The following is a 19,353-nucleotide window of genomic DNA, read 5'->3' on the forward strand; positions in this document are numbered from 1 at the left end:
TGCTCGCAGTGCACCGACGACGTCTCCGCGTACTCCATACGTAACGCCCGGTCCGGTCCCGACTCACCGGCTCAGTCGGTGCCGGTGAGTCGGCGTCGGCCGGTGACCCTTGAGGCAGGGAGGCGGCCGGCCTTCGAGGTACCGGTGAGGGCGTCGCCCTCGACGGTGACCGCGAAGGTCAGGTTCAGGCGCAACGGCTTGGTGACCGCCTGTTTCCAGGTGATCCGGTCGCCGTCGACGACGACGTCCCGAAGGGGGACCTCCTCGCCCGCGCCGTGAGCGACTCCGGTGAACTCGTCGCCCTCCCGGCTCAGTTCGACGACGGGTTTGATACGGCCGACGGGCGTGGCGATGGTCAGGTCCCAGACGCCTTCAATGGGCATGGGTGGTTCTTCCTTACGACGGCGGCGAGCAGTGGGCGGCGGACTCGGTGCGGATGTGGACCGGGTGTCACACGGCGGCGGGGGCCGGACCGTGGGCCCGCCAGGTGGTGCCGCGGCGTTCGTGTGCGAACAGTTCCTCTACGGCGTGGGCGATCTGCGGACCGATCTCGCGCTCCAGGAGGTACAGGCCGAGGTCGAGGCCGGAGGTGACGCCGGCGCCGGTGACCAAGTCGCCGTCGTCGACGACACGGGCGTGAACGGCATACACGCCCGTTGCTTCGAGCATGTCCAGGCCCAGGTGGTGGGTGGTGGCGTTGCGTCCCTCGATGAGTCCGGCCATGGCCAGGACCAGCGAGCCGCCGCACACCGCGGCCACGGTGATCCGCGGGTTGTCCATGGCGGCCTTGAGCAGACCGGGGAGTTCGGTGCTCAGAGTGCGTCCGAGCAGGACGGGGATGAACTCGTCCTGCCGCCACACCGGTTCGCTGTCGGCATCGGTGTCGGGCACCTCGCCCGGCTCCCCGACCCGGCCGGAGGCCCCCGGCACGAGAACGAGCCCGGAGCGGGCCGGGTCGAGTGTTCCGGTGGCCCGCAGCATCAGGCCACCGGTACCGCTGACGACGTCCCGGGGGCCTTCGGCCGAGACCAGTTCCACCGTGACCGCGCCACCGGACGCGGCACCACCGGCGTACAGGACCTCGTAGGGAGCGACGACATCGAGCGGGTCGAAGCCGTCGAACAGGACGATCTGGACGTGGACGTGCATGTGGCGTCTTCCGTGGGAGGGGGTGCCGGCCGTTCGCCGGCCTCTCCCTCGACCGTAGAAGGGGTGACGGAAGGCAACCAGAGGGTTCGGTGACAGGGTCCGACGGGATCTCGCCACGCCATGCCGACCGCACGGAAACTTCTGTCCCAAGGCTTGACCCACGGGGTGGAGAAGCGCACAGTCTCTCGTTAATGCGCATTACCTAATACGCATTAACGATCTGCCCCGGAGGAATGAAGCCCCGTGGAACCCAGGAAGCGGCCCGGCCGTACGCCCGCTCCCGCCGGACGTACCTCACGGCCCCGCCAGGCCGAGGTGGCTCGGCTGGCGGGAGTGTCCCAGGCGACCGTGTCGCTGGTGCTCTCCCCGAAGCCCGACGCCAAGGGACGCGTCATCTCCGAGGAGACCCGCCGTCGCGTCCTGGAGGCGGCCCGCAGCCTCGGCTACGTTCCCGACCCGGCCGCCCGGCGCCTGGCCGCCGCCCGCAACAACCTCCTCGGAGTCTTCAGCTTCACCGCCACCTTCCCGACCGATGTGCAGCACTCGTACTACCCCTTCCTGGTCGGTGTGGAGCGCGAGGCGGCGGCGCTCGGCTACGACCTGGTGCTGTTCACCGGGTCGAGCACCGGCGGCGCGGGGGCCGCGGGTCCCGACGCCCTGAGCCGGGTCCGGCTCGCCGACGGCTGTCTCTTCCTCGGTCGGCACACACCCCGGGCGGAGCTCAAACGGCTGGTCGAGGACGGCTTCCCGGTCGTCCACCTGGGCCGCCGCGAGGAGTTGGAGGGCGTGGCATGGGTGGGCGCGGACTATGTCGAGGCCACGCGTGAAGTCGTGGGCAGTCTGGCCGAGTTGGGGCATCAGCGGATCGTCCTCGTCCGCGAGGACGACGACGCGCCCGCCTCGGCGGACCGTCAACTCGGCTTCCTGGAAGGGCTGGAGGCGGCGGGTCTGTCCTCCGGGCCCACGACCGTCTTCCGGTCCGCGGATCCGCAGCGGGACCTCACGCCCGAACGGCTGCGGGCCTGGGTCGGCGAAGGGGTGACGGCCTTCGTCGCGGAGGAGACCGACACCGGCGCTGCCTGGCGAGGCTTGCTCTCCGCCGTACGCGAGGCGGGTCTCGACTGCCCCGCAGAGGTGTCGCTCGCCCTGCTCGGCAGCCCGCCCGCCGATCTGGCGGGTGAGCCCGAACCGACCGGATTCGACATCCCCCGGCCGCAGTTGGGCGCCGCAGCGGTGCGCCTGCTGGCCGCACTCGTCGCGGGCGAGGAGGCACGGGAGCCACTCGTCAGCTGTGTCTTCCGCCCGGGCCTGACGACCGGACCACCGCATCCCCGTTCCTGACCACGGTCCCGGCAGACCCCTGTCCCCCACCGAACGCGAACCAGCAGCAAGGAGAAGCGTGATACCCGAAGCCGACATCCTCGTCGTGGGCGGCAGCCTCGGTGGCGTTGCCGCCGCACTCGCCGCCTGCCGGGCAGGACGCACCGTCGTGCTCACCGAGGAGACGGACTGGATCGGCGGCCAGCTGACCAGCCAGGCCGTACCACCCGACGAGCACCCGTGGGTCGAGCGGTTCGGCACGACCGCCTCGTACCGGCGGCTGCGCGAGGAGATCCGGGACTACTACCGCCACTGGTACCCGCTGCGGGCCGAGGCCTCGGCACTCACCGACCTCAACCCGGGAGCGGGCCGTGTCAGCAAGCTCTGCCACGAGCCGAGGGTCTCCCTCGCCGTCCTTGAGGGCATGCTCGCGCCCCACCGGGCAGCGGGACGACTGACCGTACTCACCGAACACCGGCCGGTTTCCGCCGAGTCGGACAACGATGTCGTACGGTCGGTGACGCTGGAGGACCTGCGCGAGGGGACGCATCGCACCCTCACCGCGCGTTACGTCCTGGACGCCACCGAGACGGGCGAACTCCTCCACCTCGCGGACGTCGAGCACGCGAACGGGGCGGAGGCGCGCGCCGAGTTCGACGAGCCGCACGCTCCGGACGAGGCGCAGCCTCTCAACCAGCAGGGCATCACGGTCTGTTTCGCGCTCTCCCACCACGAGGGCGAGGACCACACGATCGACCGCCCGCGGGACTACGGCTTCTGGCGCACCTACCAACCCTCGTTCTGGCCGGGCCCGTTGCTCGGTTTCGAGGCGCCCGACCCGCGCACGCTGGAGCCGGTGCCGCGGACCTTCGTACCGAATCCGGATCTCGATCCGCTCGGCGTCTCGGCCGACCAGAGCGCCGATGCCGGCGACAAGGAACTGTGGGGTTTCCGCCGCATCCTCGCCCGCAAGCTGCACGCGCCGGGCGCCTTCGACTCCGACATCACGCTCGTCAACTGGCCGCTCAACGACTACTGGCTCAAGCCATACATCGGCCAGGAGGCCGAAGCGCTGCGCGAGGCACGGCAGTTGTCGCTGTCGGTGCTGCACTGGCTGCAGACCGAGGCGCCGCGCACGGACGGCGGCACCGGCTTCCCGGGCCTGCGGATCCGCCCGGACGTGACCGGCACGGCGGACGGACTGGCCAAGGCGGCGTACGTCCGCGAGTCCCGCCGTATCAAGGCGGTCACCACGGTCACCGAGCACGACGTGGCGATCGATCTCGTCGGCCCCTACGGCGGCACGCGGTACCGCGACTCGGTGGGTGTCGGCAGCTACCGCATCGACCTGCATCCCTCGACCGGCGGGGACGGCTATATCGACATCGGGTCGGTGCCGTTCGAGATCCCGCTCGGCGCACTCGTGCCGCGCCGGGTGCGCAACCTGCTGCCGGCCGGCAAGAACATCGGCACCACGCACATCACCAACGGCTGTTACCGGCTCCACCCGGTGGAGTGGAACGTCGGCGAAGTCGCCGGCGCTCTGGCCGCGCACTGCGTCGCCGAGGACGTCGAACCGCACCAAGTACAGGCCGAGGACAAGCGGTTCGAGGAGTTCGCGCGGCTGCTCGACCGCGACGGAGTGCAACGCCACTGGCCGGACGTACGCGGCTACTGAACTACCCACGCACGGGCGGGAGTTCGGGCGGGGCGGCTCCACGCGCCCCGCCCGGTGACCGCCGGCGCGAACCGATCCAGCACAAGGAGGTGCCAGGACATGAACACACCCCGTATCCGCGTCGGCATCGACGTGGGCGGAACCTTCACCGACGCCGTGGCCGTGGACGCCACGACCCTCGAACTCCTGGGGCAGGTCAAGGTCCCCACCAGCCACCATCACGAGGACGGCGTCGCACACGGCATCGTCGAGGCGCTCGACCGGCTGCTGGAGCAGACCGGCAGCGCCCCGGCCGACATCACCTTCCTGGCGCACGGCACGACCCAGGCGACCAACGCCCTTCTGGAGGGCGATGTGGCGACCGTCGGCCTGATCGGCATCGGGAGCGGCCCCTCAGCGGTGCTGACCCGCCGCCTCGCCGCGTTCGGCAAGCTCGAACTCGCCCCCGGCAAAAGGCTTCCGCTGGCCTACGCGCATGTCACCGACCCCGAGGACACGGCAGCCGTCCGCCGCGCCGTCGAAGAGGTGAAGGGCGAAGGCGCTCAAGTCCTCGTCGCCAGCCAGCCGTTCAGCGTCGACCGCCCCGAGGGCGAGCAGGCGGTCCTGGACGCGGCACGGCCGTACGGGCTGCCGATGACCGCGGCGCACGAGATCACCTCGCTGTACGGACTGCACAAGCGCACCCGTACCGCCGTGGTCAACGCGGCGATCCTGCCCCGCATGCTGGCCACCGCCGACCTGGTCGACGCCTCCATCACCAAGGCGGGCGTGACCGCGCCACTGATGGTGATGCGCTGCGACGGCGGCGTGATGGCGCTCGACGAGATGCGCCGCCGACCGCTCCTGACGGTCCTGTCGGGACCGGCCGCCGGAGTCGCGGGCGCTCTGATGCAGGAGCGGGTGAGCGAGGGCGTGTTCCTGGAGACCGGAGGCACTTCGACCGACATCAGCGTCGTACGCCGCGGCAAGGTCGCCGTCCGGCACGCCACCATCCTCGGCAAGACCTCGTATCTGAGCGCGCTCGACGTGCGCACGGTCGGCGTCGGCGGCGGTTCCATGGTGCGGATCGGCGGTGGCCGGGTGACGGGTGTGGGGCCGCGCAGCGCGCACATCGCGGGGCTGCCGTACGCCTGCTTCGCCTCCCCGGAGCAGTTGCGCGACGCCAAGGTGGACACCGTCCGGCCGATGGACGGCGACCCCGCCGACTACGCCGTGATCGACGCGGCGGGCGGGCGGTTCGCCGTCACCATGACCTGCGCCGCCAATGCCCTCGGCCGCGTCCCCGAGGGCGACTTCGCCCGCTGCGATCCCGAGAGCGCGCGGGCCGCGATCGCGCCGCTGGCCGCGCATCTCGGCACCGACGTCGCGACCGCGGCGACACGGATCCTCGACGCGGGTGTCGCCCAGGTGAAGACGGTGGTGGACGCCATGGTCCGCGACTACCGCCTCGACAAGGACACGGCGGTCCTCGTCGGCGGGGGCGGCGGTGCCGCGTCCGTCACCCCGCACCTGGCCCACACCAGCGGGATGGAGGGACGGATCGCCCGCCACAACGAGGTCATCAGCCCCATCGGCGTCGCCCTCGCACTCGTACGGGAACAGGTCGAGCGGATCGTGCCCGGCGCCACGCAGGAACAGATCCTCGCCGTCCGGGCCGAGGCGGAGCGGGCGGTCGTCGCCCAGGGCGCGGCTGCCGAAGGCGTCGAGGTCGAGGTCACCGTCGACCCGCAGACCAACACCGTGCGCGCGGTCGCGACCGGCGCCACCGAACTGCGCACCCAGGACCGGTCCCACCGCGCCGACGACACCGAGCGGCTCCGTGCCGCGGCGGCCAGCCTCAAGACCGACCCCGCGGCGGTCCACGTCCTCGCGGGCACCGCCTCGCACACCGTCTACGGCACCCAGACGCACCGCCGCCTGCGGCCGACCCGCCGCCCCGTCCGGATCGTCGACGTGGACGGCGTCGTACGCCACCACGCCACCGACGCCCGCGTGGAGACCACCACCGTGGCCGCCGCCCCGGAGGTGCTCGCCCGGCTGGTGGGCGAGTCCACCTCGTACGGCGACGGCGGGGTACGCGCTCCCGCCCTGCGGCTGCTGCTCGGCTCCCGCATCGCCGACCTGTCCGGCATCCTCGATCCCCAGCCTCTACTGGCGCTGGCCCGGAGCGAGTTGCGGGCCCGCGCGGCCGACGAGCCCGTGGTCGCGGTCCTGGAGGTGCGGTCATGACAGCCAGAATGGGTGAACTCGCCGTCCAGGGGCGTGCGTTGATGGATCCAGCGTCCGTCGACGATGTCGAATGGGGCGTACGGCTGCTGGCCGCCACGCCCACCCACGAGGGCCGGGACCGCGAGCTGCTGCGTCAATGGGCCCGCAGGGCCGACGAGTTCGGATCCCGGCTCGCCCCCGTTGCGTCCACCGCACGCGTGGTCGAGCGGGACGACGGGCTGGAGCGGATGCTGCTCGCCCGCTACACGTCACGGCCCCCGACGGTCGAGCTCTACACCGACACGCTCGCGCTCGCCGAGGAGTTGGTCGACGCCCGCGGCTGGCGGGCCTGGTACCCGCCGGGTTCGGTGCGCGCCGCCGCGCTGGCCCACGAGGCCGTGCACGCCCACCTCCACCACGGCCCCGCGAAGGCCGCCCTCAAGCAGGCGCTCGACCACACCGTGCTGCGCCTCGGACGCCACCGCCTGGCCGGCCATGTCGCCGGTGCGGAGGAAGTCGCCGCGCACGCCTATGCCCGAACCGTCTGCGGACTCGGCCGCAGCCCCCTGCTCCTCACCGCCGCGCTGCGCGCTGCGCTCACCCCGCCAGGAAGAGAGAACTGACCCATGGGTGTCGTCATCCTTCTCGTCATGGCGGCCGGCGTCGCCCTGATGCTCACCCGCAGACTGCCCACCGCCTTCGCGCTGGCCCTGCTCGCGGTCGTCATCGCCTTCCTCGCCGGGGCACCGTTCACCGGCAAGAACAGCGTCCTGGACACCGTTCTCCAGGAGGGCGCGCCCGCTCTGGCCGCCACCATGATCGCGATCATTCTGGGGTCCTGGCTGGGCAAGCTCCTCGACGAGACCGGCATCGCGGGCACCCTCGTCCGCAAGATCGTCGAGTTCGGCGGTGACCGCCCGACCGTGGTGGCCCTCGGCGTCCTCGCCGTGTCCGCACTCGTCGGTACGGTGACCGGCTCGGCGCCCGCCGCCATGCTCGCCGGCATCATCGGCATCCCCGCCATGATCGCCGTCGGCGTGCCCAAGGTGACCGCCGCGGGCACGGTGCTGATGGGCATCGCCGTGGGTATCCCCTTCGAGCTGCCGCTGTGGCAGTTCTTCTCCACCGCGCTGGATCTGCCGATCCCGACCGTGCGCGGCTTCATGGAGAAGCTCTTCCCGTTCGCCCTGGCCGCCGCCCTCGCGTTCGTCCTCATCGAGACACGACGGCGTGGCACCGAGCACGCCTGGTCGCTCAAGTCCGTTGACGCCAAGCCTCGTTCACGACGACAGCAGCTGGGCGACGCACCCTGGTACGCGCTGCTCGCCCCCGCCGTCCCGCTCGTTCTCGCCCTGGGCTTCGAACTCGCCATCATTCCCTCGCTGTTGGCGGGCGTCCTGTACGCGCTGGTCACCACGACCCGGCCCGGCGAGATGAACAAGCGGCTGCTGCGCACCCTGTACGGCGGCTTCGAGGTGGCCGCCCCGCCGATCGCCCTGTTCATCGCCATCGGCATCTTGCTGGCGGCCGTAAAACTGCCCGGCGCCGTCGACGCGCTCGAACCACTCGTCAAGGCCGTCAGCCCGCACAACCCCGTGGTGTTCGTCCTCGTCTTCACGCTGCTCGTCCCGCTGTGCCTCTACCGCGGCCCCCTCAACGTGTTCGGGCTCGGCGCGGGCATCGCCGGCGTCCTCATCGCCACCGGCATCTACCCCGCGGTCGCCGTCCTCGGCATGGCCACCTCGTACAACCAGGTCTTCGGCGTCGCCGACCCCACCAGCACCCAGACCGTGTGGAGCGCCCAGTACGCGGGCGTCACTCCCCAACAGGTCATGGTGCGCACCCTGCCGTACGTCTGGGCGGTCGCCCTCGGCGGCCTGTGCGTCACCGCCGCCACCTACCTCTGAGCCGCACACCTTCCGGAACTGGAGCCCGCCATGCACGAGCAACACCTCGACCGGCGTCTCTTCCTGCGCGCCACCGCCGCCACCGGAGCCGCCCTCGCCGTCGGGACGTCCCTGGGCGCCCAGACCGCGGCCGCGGCGCCCGGCGGATTTCCCGACTACACCTACGCCCGCACCCTTCTGACGCCGTCTCAGCTGAAGTACAACCCCACCGGCGAGATCATCTTCCCCACCATCAGAGGCGTCTACGACAAGCTGGCCTCCCCCCTCGGCCGCTACTACCTGTACTACGCGCCGCACGACGCGCCCGGTGGGATCTGCCTGGCCTACGGCAACTCGCTCGAAGGCCCGTTCACGGAGTACCCGTCGAACCCGATCGTCTCCAACAAGTGGTCCCCGTACTACTCCGTCAGCCACGTCTCCTCGCCCCACGTGCTGTGGAACGCGGACGCCAAAGAGTTCTGGCTGTACTTCCACGGCGAGAACACCACGACCCGCCTCGCCCGCTCGGCCGACGGCATCCACTTCACGTACGACAAGGTCGTGCTGTCGGCGTCCATGCTCCCGGCGGGCACCACGGAGACGTCGTACGCCCGGGTCTTCCGTCAGGACCTGCCCTCACGCGGCGCCCGCTACGTGATGGTCTTCATGCTCAACAACACCACCAACCACCGTGACATCCACTGGGGTTGGTCCGCCGACGGCCGCACCTGGACCTACGACCAGCAGCCGTTGGTCCGGCACAGCGACGTCGGCGCCGTCAACATCGGGGGCCCGCACCTTCTCAACCGCAACAACAGCACCTACGTCGTCTACAACAAGGACAAGGAGAGCGGCGGCGACATCATGATCACCGAGGTCGGCAACGACTTCAGCAAGCGCAACCACCTCGGCGTCTTCTACAACTCACGCAGCGCGGCCCCGGAGAACGGCCGCTCCGCGTCACCTTCCTTCGGCACCGATGGCGGCGTCCCGTACATGGTCTACGAGGCGGGAGAGCGGCTCGCGGGGTCCATCGCGGTGGCCCGGGGCTGACCCAACTGGCCGCCTCACCCATGCCTGCGCAAAGGAGGTCCGGTTTCTGCTTCCGTGTCGGACGGAGGCTCTCCGCGCAGTTCAACTGCCGTGATCGCGAAGGCCAGTGGCCCGGGCAGGAGCAGGGCCAGCAGTGGCAGCATCCACAGGAAGGCGACGCACAGTCCGACCGCCGCCGCAATCAGGGCGCAGCCCGTCGGGTCCGCGACGGAGCGTGTCGCGGCCCGGTTCAGGGCCGGACGCCAACCGCGCGCCGCCTCCGGATCGGCGGCGGCGCGCAGGGCGAGGACGAGTCCCGCTACCGCGAGAGCGGTCAGTGCCCATGACATCGGACGGGCGCCCGGGAGACCTGCCCTCGCGAGGGCGAGGTCGAGGACGACCAAGGTCACGGCGCCGAAGACGATCACGCCCGCCAGCAGGGAACGGCGAAGACCGTGCGCGCGGAACCCGGCGACGTACTCCCCCACAGTCACCGGTCGGTCCTCGCGGATCGACCGTCGCAGGACGGCGCAGGCCGCCGCGAACGCCGTAGGAGCGGTGATCAGGGGGAGGGAGGCGACCGCCGTGGCCAGGCCGACGGCGAGCATGTCGGCGAAGAGGGTGAAGCGCGGGCCGAACAGCTCGCCCGGTTCCCGGCGTTGGGGCACGGAGGAACTCATGGGCTCAACCCTTCAGGCCGGAGGTCGCCATGCCCTGCACCAGGTAGCGCTGGAAGGCGAAGAAGAACAGCACGATGGGCACGATCGAGATCACCGACATCGCGAACATCGGGCCGTAGGCGGACGTGCTGGACTGGTCGACGAAGTTGCGCAGGGCCAGGGTGATCGTGAACTTCTCCGGGTCGAAGAGGTAGATCAGCTGGGTGAAGAAGTCGTTCCAGCTCCAGATGAAGGTGAAGATCGCGGTGGTGATCAGTGCCGGGCGGGTCAGCGGGAGGACGACCGACCAGAAGATACGGAACGGTCCGCAGCCGTCGATGCGGGCGGCCTCGTCGAGTTCGCGGGGCAGGCCGCGCATGAACTGGACGATGAGGAAGACGAAAAAGGCCTCCGTGGCAAGGAACTTGGGCAGGATCAGCGGCCAATAGGTGTCCACCATGCCGAGTTTGTTGAAGATGATGTACTGCGGGATCAGCACGGCGTGGTGCGGCAGCATCATCGTGGCGATCATGAAGCCGAACATCGGGCCCCGCATCCGGAAGCGCAACCGGGCGAAGGCGTAGGCGGCGAGGGAGCAGGACACGACGTTCCCGACGACCGAACCGACGCTGATCAGCAGGGAGTTGAGGAGAAGGCGGGATATCGAGACGCCGCTGATTCCGTCGAGGGCGGTGGTGTAGTTCGACCACTCGATGTGGTTCGGCAGCAGCTTGAGGCTGGTGAGGACCTCGTTGGCCGGCTTCAGCGAGGTGGCGAGCAGCCACGCCAACGGGTAGAGCAGCACGAGGAGTACGGCCAGCAGTCCGAGGTGTTTCGCGATCGCCGCGGCGCGCGTGCGGCCGGCGTCGGTCTTGAGGCCGGCGGCACTCTTGAAGTCCGGCGCGGTCGTGGCCATCAGGCCCCCTCGTTGGCGTAGAAGACCCAGGAGCGCGAGGTCCTGAAGAGGACGAGCGTGACCGCGCCGATGGCCAGGAGCAGGACCCAGGCCATGGCGGAGGCGTAGCCCATGTGCGAGGCGGTGAAGCCCCGTTCGTAGAGGTAGAGCGTGTAGAACTCGGTCGAGTCGGCGGGTCCGCCGCTGCCGCCGCTGATCGCGAAGGCGGGGGTGAAGACCTGGAAGGACTGGATGGTCTCCAGGACGAGGTTGAAGAAGACCACCGGGGACAGCATGGGCAGTGTCACGGACACGAACCGTCGCCACCGTCCGGCGCCGTCGAGTGCGGCGGCCTCGTACAGGTCGGCCGGGATCTGCTGCAGTCCGGCGAGGCAGATGACCATCGGGGCGCCGAACTGCCAGGCGGAGAGCAGCGCGACGACGAACACCGCGAGGTGCGGGTCGGAGACCCAGCCGCCGGTGTGGATGCCGATGGAGGACAGCAGTTCGTCGACGGTGCCGCCGTCGTTGTAGAGCGCCCGCCACACCAGCGCGACCGCCATGCTCGCGCCGAGCAGCGAAGGTGCGTAGAAGGCCGAGCGGTAGAAACCCCTGACCTTGCGCGTGTTGCCGAGCAGCAGTGCGACGCCCAGGGCGAGGGCGAGTTTGAGGGGGACCGCGACCACTACGTACAGGAGCGTGGTGCCCACCGAGCGCCAGTACCTCGGGTCCGCGGTGAACATGTCGCTGTAGTTGCGCAGTCCGACCCACTTGGGCGGGTCGAAGAGGTTGTAGTCGGTGAACGACAGATACAGGGACACGGCCATGGGCGCGAGCGTCAGGAGGACGACTCCGAGGATCCATGGCGAGAGGAAGACGTAGGCGGGGCCGCTGCGTTGACCCCGCTTCCGGCTCACCTGTGGTGTCGCGGTGGCACGTGCGGTGCGGGGCGGCGGGGTCGCTGTGGTGGTCATCGCAGCTCCCGCTTCGCCTCGGCGACGTACTCCTCGGCGGCGCCTCGCGGGCTCTCCATGCCGTACGAGACGCGCTGGTAGTCGCGGGTGAAGGAGACCTGGAGGACGACGTCGCCGCGGGGTGGTGCCAGGGGTGGGGCCGATGTGCCGTGGGCGGCGATCTCGCGGCCGTAGTCGTAGACCTCTTTCTCCGGGCCGGTGAGGCCCTTTCCCATCTCCTCGGCGATCTTCTCGTTGGGGGGTGTGGAGCGGGTGACGCCGAGGATCTTGCCCGCGGCGGGGTCGTTGAGCAGGAAGTCGATCAACTCGGCCGCCTCCTTGGGGTGTTGGGTCCCCGCGCCCGCGCCGATGAGCATGGTCGGCTTGAAGTACTGGCCCACCGTGCCGTCGGTCGTGGGGACGGGCGCGAAGTGGACCTGGTCGCCGAGCAGGGGCGGGTAGCCGAGGAAGGGGGCGTCCCAGTTGAAGTCGGTCGCCGCGATGCCGCGTCCCATCGGGGTGTCCTCGACGGCGCCGCCGACCTGGGCGGTGTCCCTGGCCTGCGAGACGATGCCCGCGCGGCGCAGCTTGTCGGTGAAGGTCCAGAAGGCGGTCAAGTCGTCGGCGGTGAAGCCGAGTCGGTGCTCGGAGGCGTAGAGGTCCTTGCCCCTGCCGCGCAGCCAGGTCTCGAAGGCGTCCTCGTTCACGCCGAGGTCGGAGAGGCCGGTGTAGGCATGCCCGTTGGGGCCCTTCATGCCGAGCGCGCTGATCTTTTTGCCCGCCTCGGCCCAGTCGTCCCAGGTCCAGCCGGGCCGGGGCGTCGCGACTCCGGCCTTCTTGAAGACGGCGGCGTCATAGACCACGCCGGTCGTTCCCTTGCCCATCGGGAGGGCGTACTGCTTGCCGTCGTAGACGCCGGTGCGGGTGAGTGTCTTGTCGAAGTCGGCTGTCTGCAGCGTGCCGTTCTTGAGGTAGGGGCCGAGGTCCAGGAGGGTGCCGCTGCCCGCGTACTGGGATATCTGCCGGTAGTCGAGCTGGGCCACGTCGGGCAGATCGCCGCCCGCCGCCTGGGTGGCGAGCTTCTGCACGTACGCCGGGTAGCCGGCGAAGGAGGTGCGGACCGTGATGTTCGGGTGGCGTTTCTCGAAGAGGGCCACAGCGTCGTTGGTGCGTTGAGCGCGGTCGTCGTTGCCCCACCAGGCGAAGGTGAGGCTGATCTTCCCGCCCGCTTCCGTGCTCTGGCCGTCCGCGCAGCCGGTGAGGCCGGCGAGGAGCAGGGCGAGCACGGTGCCTGCGACGGTGCCGAGAGTGCCTCGTCTCCGGCGGATGCTCGGTCGTGTCATGGCGAGGCCTCCTGGGCATGGCTTCGACATCGATGTCGGAGGTCAGGGGCGGACGCCCTCACCGGCATGGGCGTGCGGGAGGGCCGGCCGGGGGCCCGTGCATCACCGTCGACGGTCGTCGGTCATTGCGGGTGGGGGGAGCCACCGGGAGGAAGACCGCGATGTGCGCGTCATCGCTGGGATCTCTCCGTCGGGCGGGCGAATGACAGGGTTCGGGGACGCGGCCCACCGGGCCACGCTGGACGGATGGTGAGGCGTGGCAAGCGCTTTCACCTCCAGGAAACGTAGGTGCCGTCCGTCCGTACGGTCAACGGTGCTGCAGCAAATGCTTGATCGGATCCGCGGGGCGCGGGTGCCGGAAGGTACGGGTGAGGTACCGGAAGGTACGCGTGAGGTGCGGGTGAGGTGCCGGACGGTGCGGGTGAGGTGCCGCGCGCCCCGCCCGCCACGAGACGGGACCGATCGCTACGAGGCGGGACCGACCGCCGCCGACAAGGACTCCCGGGCCACCGCGACGAGCCGCTCCCGCACCAGCTCCATGCACAGCCGCATGTTCTTGTCCGCGATCACGTTGTCCGGGATACGGCACGCGAACTGCAGGCCCTCGTGGACCCGGGTCACCCACGCGCACACCTGGTCGCCGTACGACACCCGGATCAGCCCGTACGCCTTCAGCTCCTGCCAGCGCTCCGAACCGGGCAGGGCGCGCGAGTCGACGTAGGAGACGATCGAGTACAGGTCGGGGGACGTGGGCCTGAAGTCGGCGCCCAGCAGGCGCAGGACGCGGGCGATGGGCATACGGGCCAGCGGGCGGTTCTCGCGGAGGGTGGCACGGACCATGCGCAGGGCGTGGTCGAAGTCGGTGGCGTGCTGGACGGGGATCTCGATCGGGGCGCCGCCCACGTACCAGCCGACCGAGTCGGCCCAGCGGGACTTGGCCCGGGTGTGGAAGGGGACGACGGTGCGGTACACGTCGAGGCCGCTGATCTCGCGGGCGGCGAGGGCGACGGCCGCCAGGATGCCGACGAGGCTTCCGCCGTAGGGGCGGCAGTACGCCTCGAAGGCCGCCGCGTCCGTGTCGTCGACGAGCATCTCCTGGAGGAACTTCTGGGTGGGCAGCGGCCCTTCGGGGTCGAGGCCGAGGTCGACGGGGAAGTTCGGCAGCTTGCCGTCGCAGCGGGCGATGAACTCGCGCCAGCGGGACACGACGGTGTGCGTGTCGTCGATCTGGTCGGCGTCCGTGCGCTCGCCCGCGCAGAAGTCGATGTAACTGGCGACGGGCGCCGACTCGACCGACTTGCCGACGAGGCCGGCCGCGTACAGCTCGTGGACCTCCCCCGCGATGCGATGGAGCGAGTAGGCGTCGACGTTGCTGTGGTCGAACGCCAGGTAGACGCTCGTGCCGTCGTCGCGGACGACCGCCGCGAAGAGGAAGTTCGGCCAGGTGAGCGCGTCCGCCGTCACATCGAAACGGTCCTGCATGTACCGGGTCAGCGTCCCCGCGTCCGCGAACTCCCCCACGTCCTCGCGGTGCAGGGCCACGGCGTCGGCGTCCAGGGTGAAGCGCCGCATCTCGTCACCGGCCCACCTAAAGCCGCTGCGCAGCGTCTCGTGCCGGAGCATCCAGGCGCGCAACGCGCCCTGGAGGACGTCGAGTTCGATCCGCCCCGGCATGTCGAAGGCGGTACCGAGCCAGGTCGGCACGAACAGCCCGTCCTCGCGCACCGAGCGCGCCGTACGGATGTGGGACTCCTGCACGTACGCCGGTGGCCGCGCGTCGTCCGGGAGCGCCCGCGCCGCTCCTACGGCCGCCGGGTGAAGCGTCCACTCGACGAGTCGTCCGGGCCGGATCTCGCACCGCTGAAGGTCGGTCATGCGCACAGGGCTCTCCGTTCGCCTGCCCACGGGAGGCCGCCGGGCACCACTGTCGATCCATGCCTCCATGCCGCTCGGGCACCGCTCACTGCATAAGGAGATCAACGATCGGATATTCGGAAAGCAACGCCGTGAACAGGCTTTCTGATCACTCCATTTCAGTCCCTGCGCCGCAGCCGCGCCGAGAGATGGTGTTGCAGCGGCTGTCCCACGGCCTCCAACTCGTGGTCGAACGTGAGCGTGGAGTCGTCGGTCAGCGTGTACCGACGGCTGCTGGCCGTGACCTTCTTGGCGGTGGGGGCGAGGGCGACCTCGTGGGTGGCGAGTTCGACCGTGCCGTCGGTGGCGCGGCCGACGAGGATCTCCGCGATGCCGGTGGGCTGGGTGATCAGTGCCTCCACCCGGCCGTCGAGCTGCAGTCGCCACCAGCCGCTCTCGCGGGCCGCCGGACGCAGCGGTGTGCCGTCGGCGTCGAGGATCCAGGCGCGGGCCTCGTAGTGCAGGAAGGGGCGGCCGTCGTGGCTGAAGGTCACGTCCTGCGCGTACGCGAAGTCCCCGTCGAGCGTGGGGTATTCGCCCTCGCCCCGGCCGTGCCAGTGGCCGAGGAGGCCGAGTACGGGGGCGAGCAGCGGGTGGGGGGCGGGTTTCTCGTCGGGGCGGTGGGTGTCGGGGTACGGAGGGTTGGACACGGGGGCGCTCCTGTGGTCGATGCGGGTGTCGGGGCGCAGCCTAAGCGCTCCGCACGGAGTGCCCCGATATGCCGTCGTTCCAGTGCCGCGCCGTCGTGGCTGGTCGCGCCCGCGCGGCGGAGCCGCATATCGATACAGCCCCGCGCCCCTTTGGGGCGCTGCCGACGCACGGCACCCGAAGAGGGCGATGTGCTCTCGATCGCCCGATCCGCCTACTACGAAGTTTTTGCGAACTCGCGGGGACCCCATGAACCGCCCCCCACCTGCCCGAAGTCCCCTTTGTCCGGCCGTACTCACGGCAGGTAATCCCGAGTTCACCGAGCTTCTCTTCCACCGCGTTCTACGCGCGTGGTGTCATGCACCTGCCCGCCACCCCCCACGTGGGCATCAACTCGACTAGGAGTCACACATGTTGAGGACGTTCCTCGGCCGCGCGGGTGTCGCGCTGGCAGCCGGCGCCACCCTCTTCGTCACGGCCGTCCCCGCCAACGCCGCGACCTACACCGCCTTCGCCTTCTCGCAGACCAGCAGCGAGCCGGCCATCTACGACTTCATCAACTCGGCCACCTCCTCGCTCGACATGACGATGTACGAGCTGGAGGACACCACGGCCGTCAACGACCTGATAGCCCTGGAGAAGAAGGGCGTCACCGTGCGCGTGGTCCTGGACCGCGCGCACCAGTCCGCCAACAGCTCGGCGTACACGGCCCTGACGAACGCGGGCGTCGGCGTGGTGTGGTCACCGTCCAGTTTCGTCTACACCCACCAGAAGACGATCACGGTGGACGCCACCAAGTCGCTTGTCCTGACCGGCAATCTGACCGCGCAGTACTACGCGACCGGCCGCGACTACGGTGTCTTCACCGACGACACCCGTGATGTCGCCGCGATCGAGAAGGTCTTCGACGCGGACTACGCCGGCACCTCGATCACCCCGACCGACGGCGACCATCTGCTCTGGTCCCCCACCGACTCCCGCAGCCGGCTGCTCACCGTGATCAACGCGGCCACCACGACGCTGGACGTCGAGGAACTGGAGTTCAGCGACAGCACGGTGGTCAACGCGATCGTGGCCAGAGCGAAGGCGGGCGTGACCGTACGGGTGGTGCTGGAGACCCCGTCCGACTACTCCAGCGAGGTGTCCGCGATCAAAGCGGCCGGCGGCACGGTCGTCGGCTACTCCGACCCCGACGGCTTCTACATCCACGCCAAGGCCATGGTCGCCGACTACGGCCTGTCCACCCAGGAGGTGGAGGCGGGTTCGATGAACATCAGCAGCAACTCCCTCTCCAACAACCGGGAGTTGGGCATCATCCTCACCGGTACGGGAGTGGCCCAGTCCGTCGCCACCACCATCGAGACCACGTTCAAGAGCGACTACGCGGGCGGTACCGCCGCCTAGAACGACCCCGTGCGTCCCGGCAGTTGCGGGATCAGCTCGCGGACTCCGAGGTCGGGGGCCTCGGAGTCTGGCGTACGGCGCGTAGCGCCAGGGCGAGTTCGGTGATGCCGCGGGGGTCGGTCAGGGAGCGGCCGGTGCGTTCGGCGATACGGCGCAGGCGGGTGCGCACGGTGTTGGGGTGGACGTAGAGCTGCTTGGCGGCCTCCTCGGCGGATCCGCCGCACTCGAACCAGATGTCCAACGTGTCCAGCAGCAGGGCGCGTTCGTCGGCGGGCAGGGCCTCGATGGGGCCGAGGACCTGGGTGGCGACGCGGGCCATGACGTCGGGTGCACCGGCTGTGGCGACCGCGAGCGGTGAGTCGTCGAAGACGGTCACGGCGCTGCTCTCCGCGTTGCCGCCGCGCATCGCGACCTTGGCGAAGCGCAGGGCGTCGCCCGTGCGGTTGAGGTCGTCGTAGGAGGGGCTCACCCCCACGCGTCGCTCCGCGTGGTCCCGCAACACCTCGACCAGGTCGGGCAGATCGCGCGGGGTGCGCAGGTGCACGATGCCCAGTTGGAGATCGGGGCGCAGTCGCCAGGCGGACCGGATGCCACGCCGGGTCAGTTGGACCGCGATGTCCGGCAGGGCCCGCCGGCCGATCCGGGGTGCCTCGGCGGCGACCACGGTGAACGGCCCGTCGCGCGGCACGCGCAGCACCTCCGCCGCGGACCACACGGCGTCGGCGTCCATGCTCCTGCCCTCCAGGAGTGCTTCCACCAGCGCCGAGCGTTCCTTGTCGCCGACGAGGAGCCGTTGGGCCACGGCGTCGTGTAGCCGGTGACCATGGCCTCGGTGATGCCGTCCTGGATCTCCCACATGGCGGTGGCCGCCGCGACCAGAATGTCGTTGCCCACCAGGGCAGTTGTGGTGGCTTCGGCGACCACGGACTCCCAGAAGTACTTCACGCCGACGCGGTAGGCCGTATCACGGTGGGCAGCGGCACGTTCTGCCGGGCGCGTCGGCGGCCGATCAAGGGCTGGTCGTGCGACGAAGTCCTCCCGACGTTCCGGGACATGGAGAACACGCCCACCGGGGACGACAGTTACCACGGCCGTACCGGTTCCTTCCCGATCCGGCAGTGGACGTACGACGAACTCACCTCCTCGCTGCGGGCGTTCGTGGACAGCGCGGCGGATCTGGGGTTCCGGCGGAACGACGACTTCAACGGCGCCCGGCAGGACGGCACCGGCGGCTACCCGGTCAACATCGTCGACGGGGTGCGCCAGAACTCCGCGCTGGTGTACCTGACACCGCAGGTGTGCGCAGCCGCCCCAACCTGACGGTGCTGAGTGACATCACGATCGACAAGGTCATCGTCGAGGACGGGGTGGCGCGGGGTGCCGTGAGCGCGTCGGGGACGGACTTCCGGGCCGGTGAAGTGGTGCTCTCCGCGGGGAGTTACGGCAGCCCGGCCATCCTGCTGCGCTCGGGCGTCGGCCCGCCCGAGGATCTGCGGGCGCTCGGTATCGACGTGGTCGCCGATCTCCCGGTCGGCCGCCGGTTGCAGGACCACCCCTTCTTCCACTCGCTGTTCGCTCTCGCGCCCGAGCACCAGACCCTGACGTCGGCCTTCGCGGCGCATCTGTGGCTCGCCTCGCCCGAGGCGCAGGCCGGTGAGCTGGACCTCAGCATCGTCGCGACCCACCTCCCGGACGGCTCCTTCGGCCCGACCGGCAGGGCGATCCTCCTCGCCACGGCCGTGACCCGGCCGGAGTCACGCGGTTCGGTGCGGCTGGCCGGCCGCGATCCCCACGACGCTCCGGTGATCGGCGACAACTACCCGCGACGGCCAGGGACCGCAGCCGCATGCTGGAGGGCGTGCGGCTCGTACGCCGGCTGGCGAGCACCCCGCCGTTCGCGGGCGCGGTGGCCGCCGAACTCGTTCCGGGTGAGGCAGTGGGCGACGACGAGCTGGAAGCGGCGATCGCGGCCGGAATCTCGACCTACGGCCATCCGACCTCGACCGCGCCCATGGGCGGGCCCTGGGACGAGTGGGCCGTCGTCGAAGAGTCGGGGGCGGTGCACGGTCTGACGGGGTTGCGCGTGGTCGACGCCTCGATCATGCCCGAGGTCCCGTCGACGGTGACCAACGCGACGACGATCATGATCGCGGAGCACATCGCCCGGCGCGTGTACGGGAGTTGACGCCGCTCGGCGTCGCGTCACGCGGAAGGTCGCCCGCGGCATCGACCTCGACGAGATCGTCATGGGGTTGTGCCGGGCG

General features: G+C 70.3%; 19 protein-coding genes and 1 pseudogene. 11 read left to right on the forward strand and 9 right to left on the reverse strand.

Annotated elements, in window-relative coordinates; all coding sequences use genetic code 11:
* Positions 1–71 precede the first annotated feature (71 nt).
* Both ACFWP5_RS06765 and ACFWP5_RS06770 read right to left on the reverse strand, forming a co-directional pair.
* Positions 72–383, reverse strand: coding sequence for a hypothetical protein (locus ACFWP5_RS06765; protein ID WP_384151309.1), 312 nt, complete (start codon positions 381–383; stop codon positions 72–74).
* 67 nt (positions 384–450) lie between these two features.
* Positions 451–1,149 (reverse strand): DJ-1/PfpI family protein, encoded by a 699-nt coding sequence (locus tag ACFWP5_RS06770; protein ID WP_384151312.1) that lies wholly within the window; start codon positions 1,147–1,149, stop codon positions 451–453.
* 243 nt (positions 1,150–1,392) lie between these two features.
* Here ACFWP5_RS06770 and ACFWP5_RS06775 point away from each other — a divergent pair, with 243 nt between their 5' ends.
* From ACFWP5_RS06775 to ACFWP5_RS06800, 6 genes are all read left to right on the forward strand, one after another.
* Complete coding sequence (locus tag ACFWP5_RS06775) at positions 1,393–2,490, forward strand: LacI family DNA-binding transcriptional regulator (protein WP_384151314.1); 1,098 nt, start codon at positions 1,393–1,395, stop codon at positions 2,488–2,490.
* Between the two features lie 58 nt (positions 2,491–2,548).
* Positions 2,549–4,147 carry an FAD-dependent oxidoreductase gene (locus ACFWP5_RS06780; RefSeq protein ID WP_384151317.1) on the forward strand — a complete coding sequence of 533 codons (1,599 nt, stop codon included), beginning with the start codon at positions 2,549–2,551 and terminating at the stop codon, positions 4,145–4,147.
* 99 nt (positions 4,148–4,246) lie between these two features.
* Positions 4,247–6,376 (forward strand): hydantoinase/oxoprolinase family protein, encoded by a 2,130-nt coding sequence (locus ACFWP5_RS06785; protein WP_384151320.1) that lies wholly within the window; start codon positions 4,247–4,249, stop codon positions 6,374–6,376.
* A gap of 8 nt (positions 6,377–6,384) precedes the next feature.
* Positions 6,385–6,978 carry a hypothetical protein gene (locus tag ACFWP5_RS06790; protein WP_384151374.1) on the forward strand — a complete coding sequence of 198 codons (594 nt, stop codon included), beginning with the start codon at positions 6,385–6,387 and terminating at the stop codon, positions 6,976–6,978.
* A 3-nt stretch (positions 6,979–6,981) separates the two neighbouring features.
* Positions 6,982–8,262 carry a TRAP transporter large permease subunit gene (locus ACFWP5_RS06795; RefSeq protein ID WP_384151323.1) on the forward strand — a complete coding sequence of 427 codons (1,281 nt, stop codon included), beginning with the start codon at positions 6,982–6,984 and terminating at the stop codon, positions 8,260–8,262.
* Positions 8,263–8,292: 30 nt separating this feature from the next.
* Positions 8,293–9,294: a hypothetical protein gene (locus ACFWP5_RS06800; protein WP_384151326.1), complete on the forward strand. Its 1,002-nt coding sequence runs from the start codon at positions 8,293–8,295 to the stop codon at positions 9,292–9,294.
* A gap of 14 nt (positions 9,295–9,308) precedes the next feature.
* On the opposite strand, the gene ACFWP5_RS06805 is transcribed toward ACFWP5_RS06800, so the two are convergent.
* The 6 genes from ACFWP5_RS06805 to ACFWP5_RS06830 all read right to left on the reverse strand — a co-directional run bounded on the left by ACFWP5_RS06805 (position 9,309) and on the right by ACFWP5_RS06830 (position 15,687).
* Positions 9,309–9,953, reverse strand: a complete 645-nt coding sequence (locus ACFWP5_RS06805) for a hypothetical protein (RefSeq protein ID WP_384151329.1) — start codon at positions 9,951–9,953, stop codon at positions 9,309–9,311.
* Positions 9,954–9,957: 4 nt separating this feature from the next.
* Positions 9,958–10,848 (reverse strand): carbohydrate ABC transporter permease, encoded by an 891-nt coding sequence (locus ACFWP5_RS06810; protein ID WP_384151332.1) that lies wholly within the window; start codon positions 10,846–10,848, stop codon positions 9,958–9,960.
* Positions 10,848–11,801, reverse strand: a complete 954-nt coding sequence (locus tag ACFWP5_RS06815) for a carbohydrate ABC transporter permease (RefSeq protein WP_384151335.1) — start codon at positions 11,799–11,801, stop codon at positions 10,848–10,850. Before ACFWP5_RS06815 ends, ACFWP5_RS06810 begins: the two co-directional genes overlap by 1 nt.
* The gene (locus tag ACFWP5_RS06820) at positions 11,798–13,123 is read right to left on the reverse strand and encodes an ABC transporter substrate-binding protein (RefSeq protein ID WP_384151338.1); all 1,326 of its coding nucleotides are present in this window, start codon (positions 13,121–13,123) and stop codon (positions 11,798–11,800) included. The genes ACFWP5_RS06815 and ACFWP5_RS06820 overlap by 4 nt, the downstream gene beginning before the upstream one ends.
* 465 nt (positions 13,124–13,588) lie before the next feature.
* Positions 13,589–14,998 (reverse strand): condensation domain-containing protein, encoded by a 1,410-nt coding sequence (locus ACFWP5_RS06825; RefSeq protein ID WP_384151341.1) that lies wholly within the window; start codon positions 14,996–14,998, stop codon positions 13,589–13,591.
* 158 nt (positions 14,999–15,156) lie between these two features.
* Positions 15,157–15,687 (reverse strand): FABP family protein, encoded by a 531-nt coding sequence (locus ACFWP5_RS06830; protein ID WP_384151344.1) that lies wholly within the window; start codon positions 15,685–15,687, stop codon positions 15,157–15,159.
* Positions 15,688–16,096: 409 nt separating this feature from the next.
* Between ACFWP5_RS06830 and ACFWP5_RS06835 the strand changes: the two genes are divergently transcribed.
* Positions 16,097–17,089: a phospholipase D-like domain-containing protein gene (locus tag ACFWP5_RS06835; protein WP_384151347.1), complete on the forward strand. Its 993-nt coding sequence runs from the start codon at positions 16,097–16,099 to the stop codon at positions 17,087–17,089.
* Between the two features lie 31 nt (positions 17,090–17,120).
* Here the strand turns inward: ACFWP5_RS06835 and ACFWP5_RS06840 are convergent, their stop codons facing one another.
* On the reverse strand, positions 17,121–17,891 hold the full coding sequence (locus tag ACFWP5_RS06840; RefSeq protein ID WP_384151350.1) for a PucR family transcriptional regulator: 771 nt from the start codon (positions 17,889–17,891) through the stop codon (positions 17,121–17,123).
* 15 nt (positions 17,892–17,906) lie between these two features.
* On the opposite strand from ACFWP5_RS06840, the gene ACFWP5_RS06845 reads away from it, so the two are divergent.
* From ACFWP5_RS06845 to ACFWP5_RS06860, 4 genes and pseudogenes are all read left to right on the forward strand, one after another.
* Positions 17,907–18,047 carry a hypothetical protein gene (locus tag ACFWP5_RS06845; protein ID WP_384151354.1) on the forward strand — a complete coding sequence of 47 codons (141 nt, stop codon included), beginning with the start codon at positions 17,907–17,909 and terminating at the stop codon, positions 18,045–18,047.
* A gap of 95 nt (positions 18,048–18,142) precedes the next feature.
* Positions 18,143–18,409, forward strand: a complete 267-nt coding sequence (locus ACFWP5_RS06850; protein ID WP_384151357.1) for a hypothetical protein — start codon at positions 18,143–18,145, stop codon at positions 18,407–18,409.
* A 2-nt stretch (positions 18,410–18,411) separates the two neighbouring features.
* Positions 18,412–18,585 (forward strand): annotated as a pseudogene (locus tag ACFWP5_RS06855) (GMC family oxidoreductase N-terminal domain-containing protein); the annotation flags it as partial.
* 350 nt (positions 18,586–18,935) lie between these two features.
* Positions 18,936–19,274, forward strand: coding sequence for a GMC oxidoreductase (locus tag ACFWP5_RS06860; RefSeq protein WP_384151360.1), 339 nt, complete (start codon positions 18,936–18,938; stop codon positions 19,272–19,274).
* Positions 19,275–19,353 lie beyond the last annotated feature (79 nt).

This window comes from Streptomyces sp. NPDC058469 (assembly GCF_042721125.1).
GTDB lineage: Bacteria > Actinomycetota > Actinomycetes > Streptomycetales > Streptomycetaceae > Streptomyces.

Bases quoted from the DNA above. Each gene is read 5' to 3' on its own strand.
- ACFWP5_RS06765 (WP_384151309.1), bottom strand. From the start codon at position 383: ATGCCCATTGAAGGCGTCTGGGACCTGACCATCGCCACGCCCGTCGGC.
- ACFWP5_RS06770 (WP_384151312.1), bottom strand. From the start codon at position 1,149: ATGCACGTCCACGTCCAGATCGTCCTGTTCGACGGCTTCGACCCGCTC.
- ACFWP5_RS06785 (WP_384151320.1), top strand. From the start codon at position 4,247: ATGAACACACCCCGTATCCGCGTCGGCATCGACGTGGGCGGAACCTTC.
- ACFWP5_RS06790 (WP_384151374.1), top strand. From the start codon at position 6,385: ATGGGTGAACTCGCCGTCCAGGGGCGTGCGTTGATGGATCCAGCGTCC.
- ACFWP5_RS06795 (WP_384151323.1), top strand. From the start codon at position 6,982: ATGGGTGTCGTCATCCTTCTCGTCATGGCGGCCGGCGTCGCCCTGATG.
- ACFWP5_RS06800 (WP_384151326.1), top strand. From the start codon at position 8,293: ATGCACGAGCAACACCTCGACCGGCGTCTCTTCCTGCGCGCCACCGCC.
- ACFWP5_RS06805 (WP_384151329.1), bottom strand. From the start codon at position 9,953: ATGAGTTCCTCCGTGCCCCAACGCCGGGAACCGGGCGAGCTGTTCGGC.
- ACFWP5_RS06810 (WP_384151332.1), bottom strand. From the start codon at position 10,848: ATGGCCACGACCGCGCCGGACTTCAAGAGTGCCGCCGGCCTCAAGACC.
- ACFWP5_RS06815 (WP_384151335.1), bottom strand. From the start codon at position 11,801: ATGACCACCACAGCGACCCCGCCGCCCCGCACCGCACGTGCCACCGCG.
- ACFWP5_RS06820 (WP_384151338.1), bottom strand. From the start codon at position 13,123: ATGACACGACCGAGCATCCGCCGGAGACGAGGCACTCTCGGCACCGTC.
- ACFWP5_RS06825 (WP_384151341.1), bottom strand. From the start codon at position 14,998: ATGACCGACCTTCAGCGGTGCGAGATCCGGCCCGGACGACTCGTCGAG.
- ACFWP5_RS06835 (WP_384151347.1), top strand. From the start codon at position 16,097: ATGTTGAGGACGTTCCTCGGCCGCGCGGGTGTCGCGCTGGCAGCCGGC.
- ACFWP5_RS06850 (WP_384151357.1), top strand. From the start codon at position 18,143: ATGGAGAACACGCCCACCGGGGACGACAGTTACCACGGCCGTACCGGT.
- ACFWP5_RS06860 (WP_384151360.1), top strand. From the start codon at position 18,936: ATGCTGGAGGGCGTGCGGCTCGTACGCCGGCTGGCGAGCACCCCGCCG.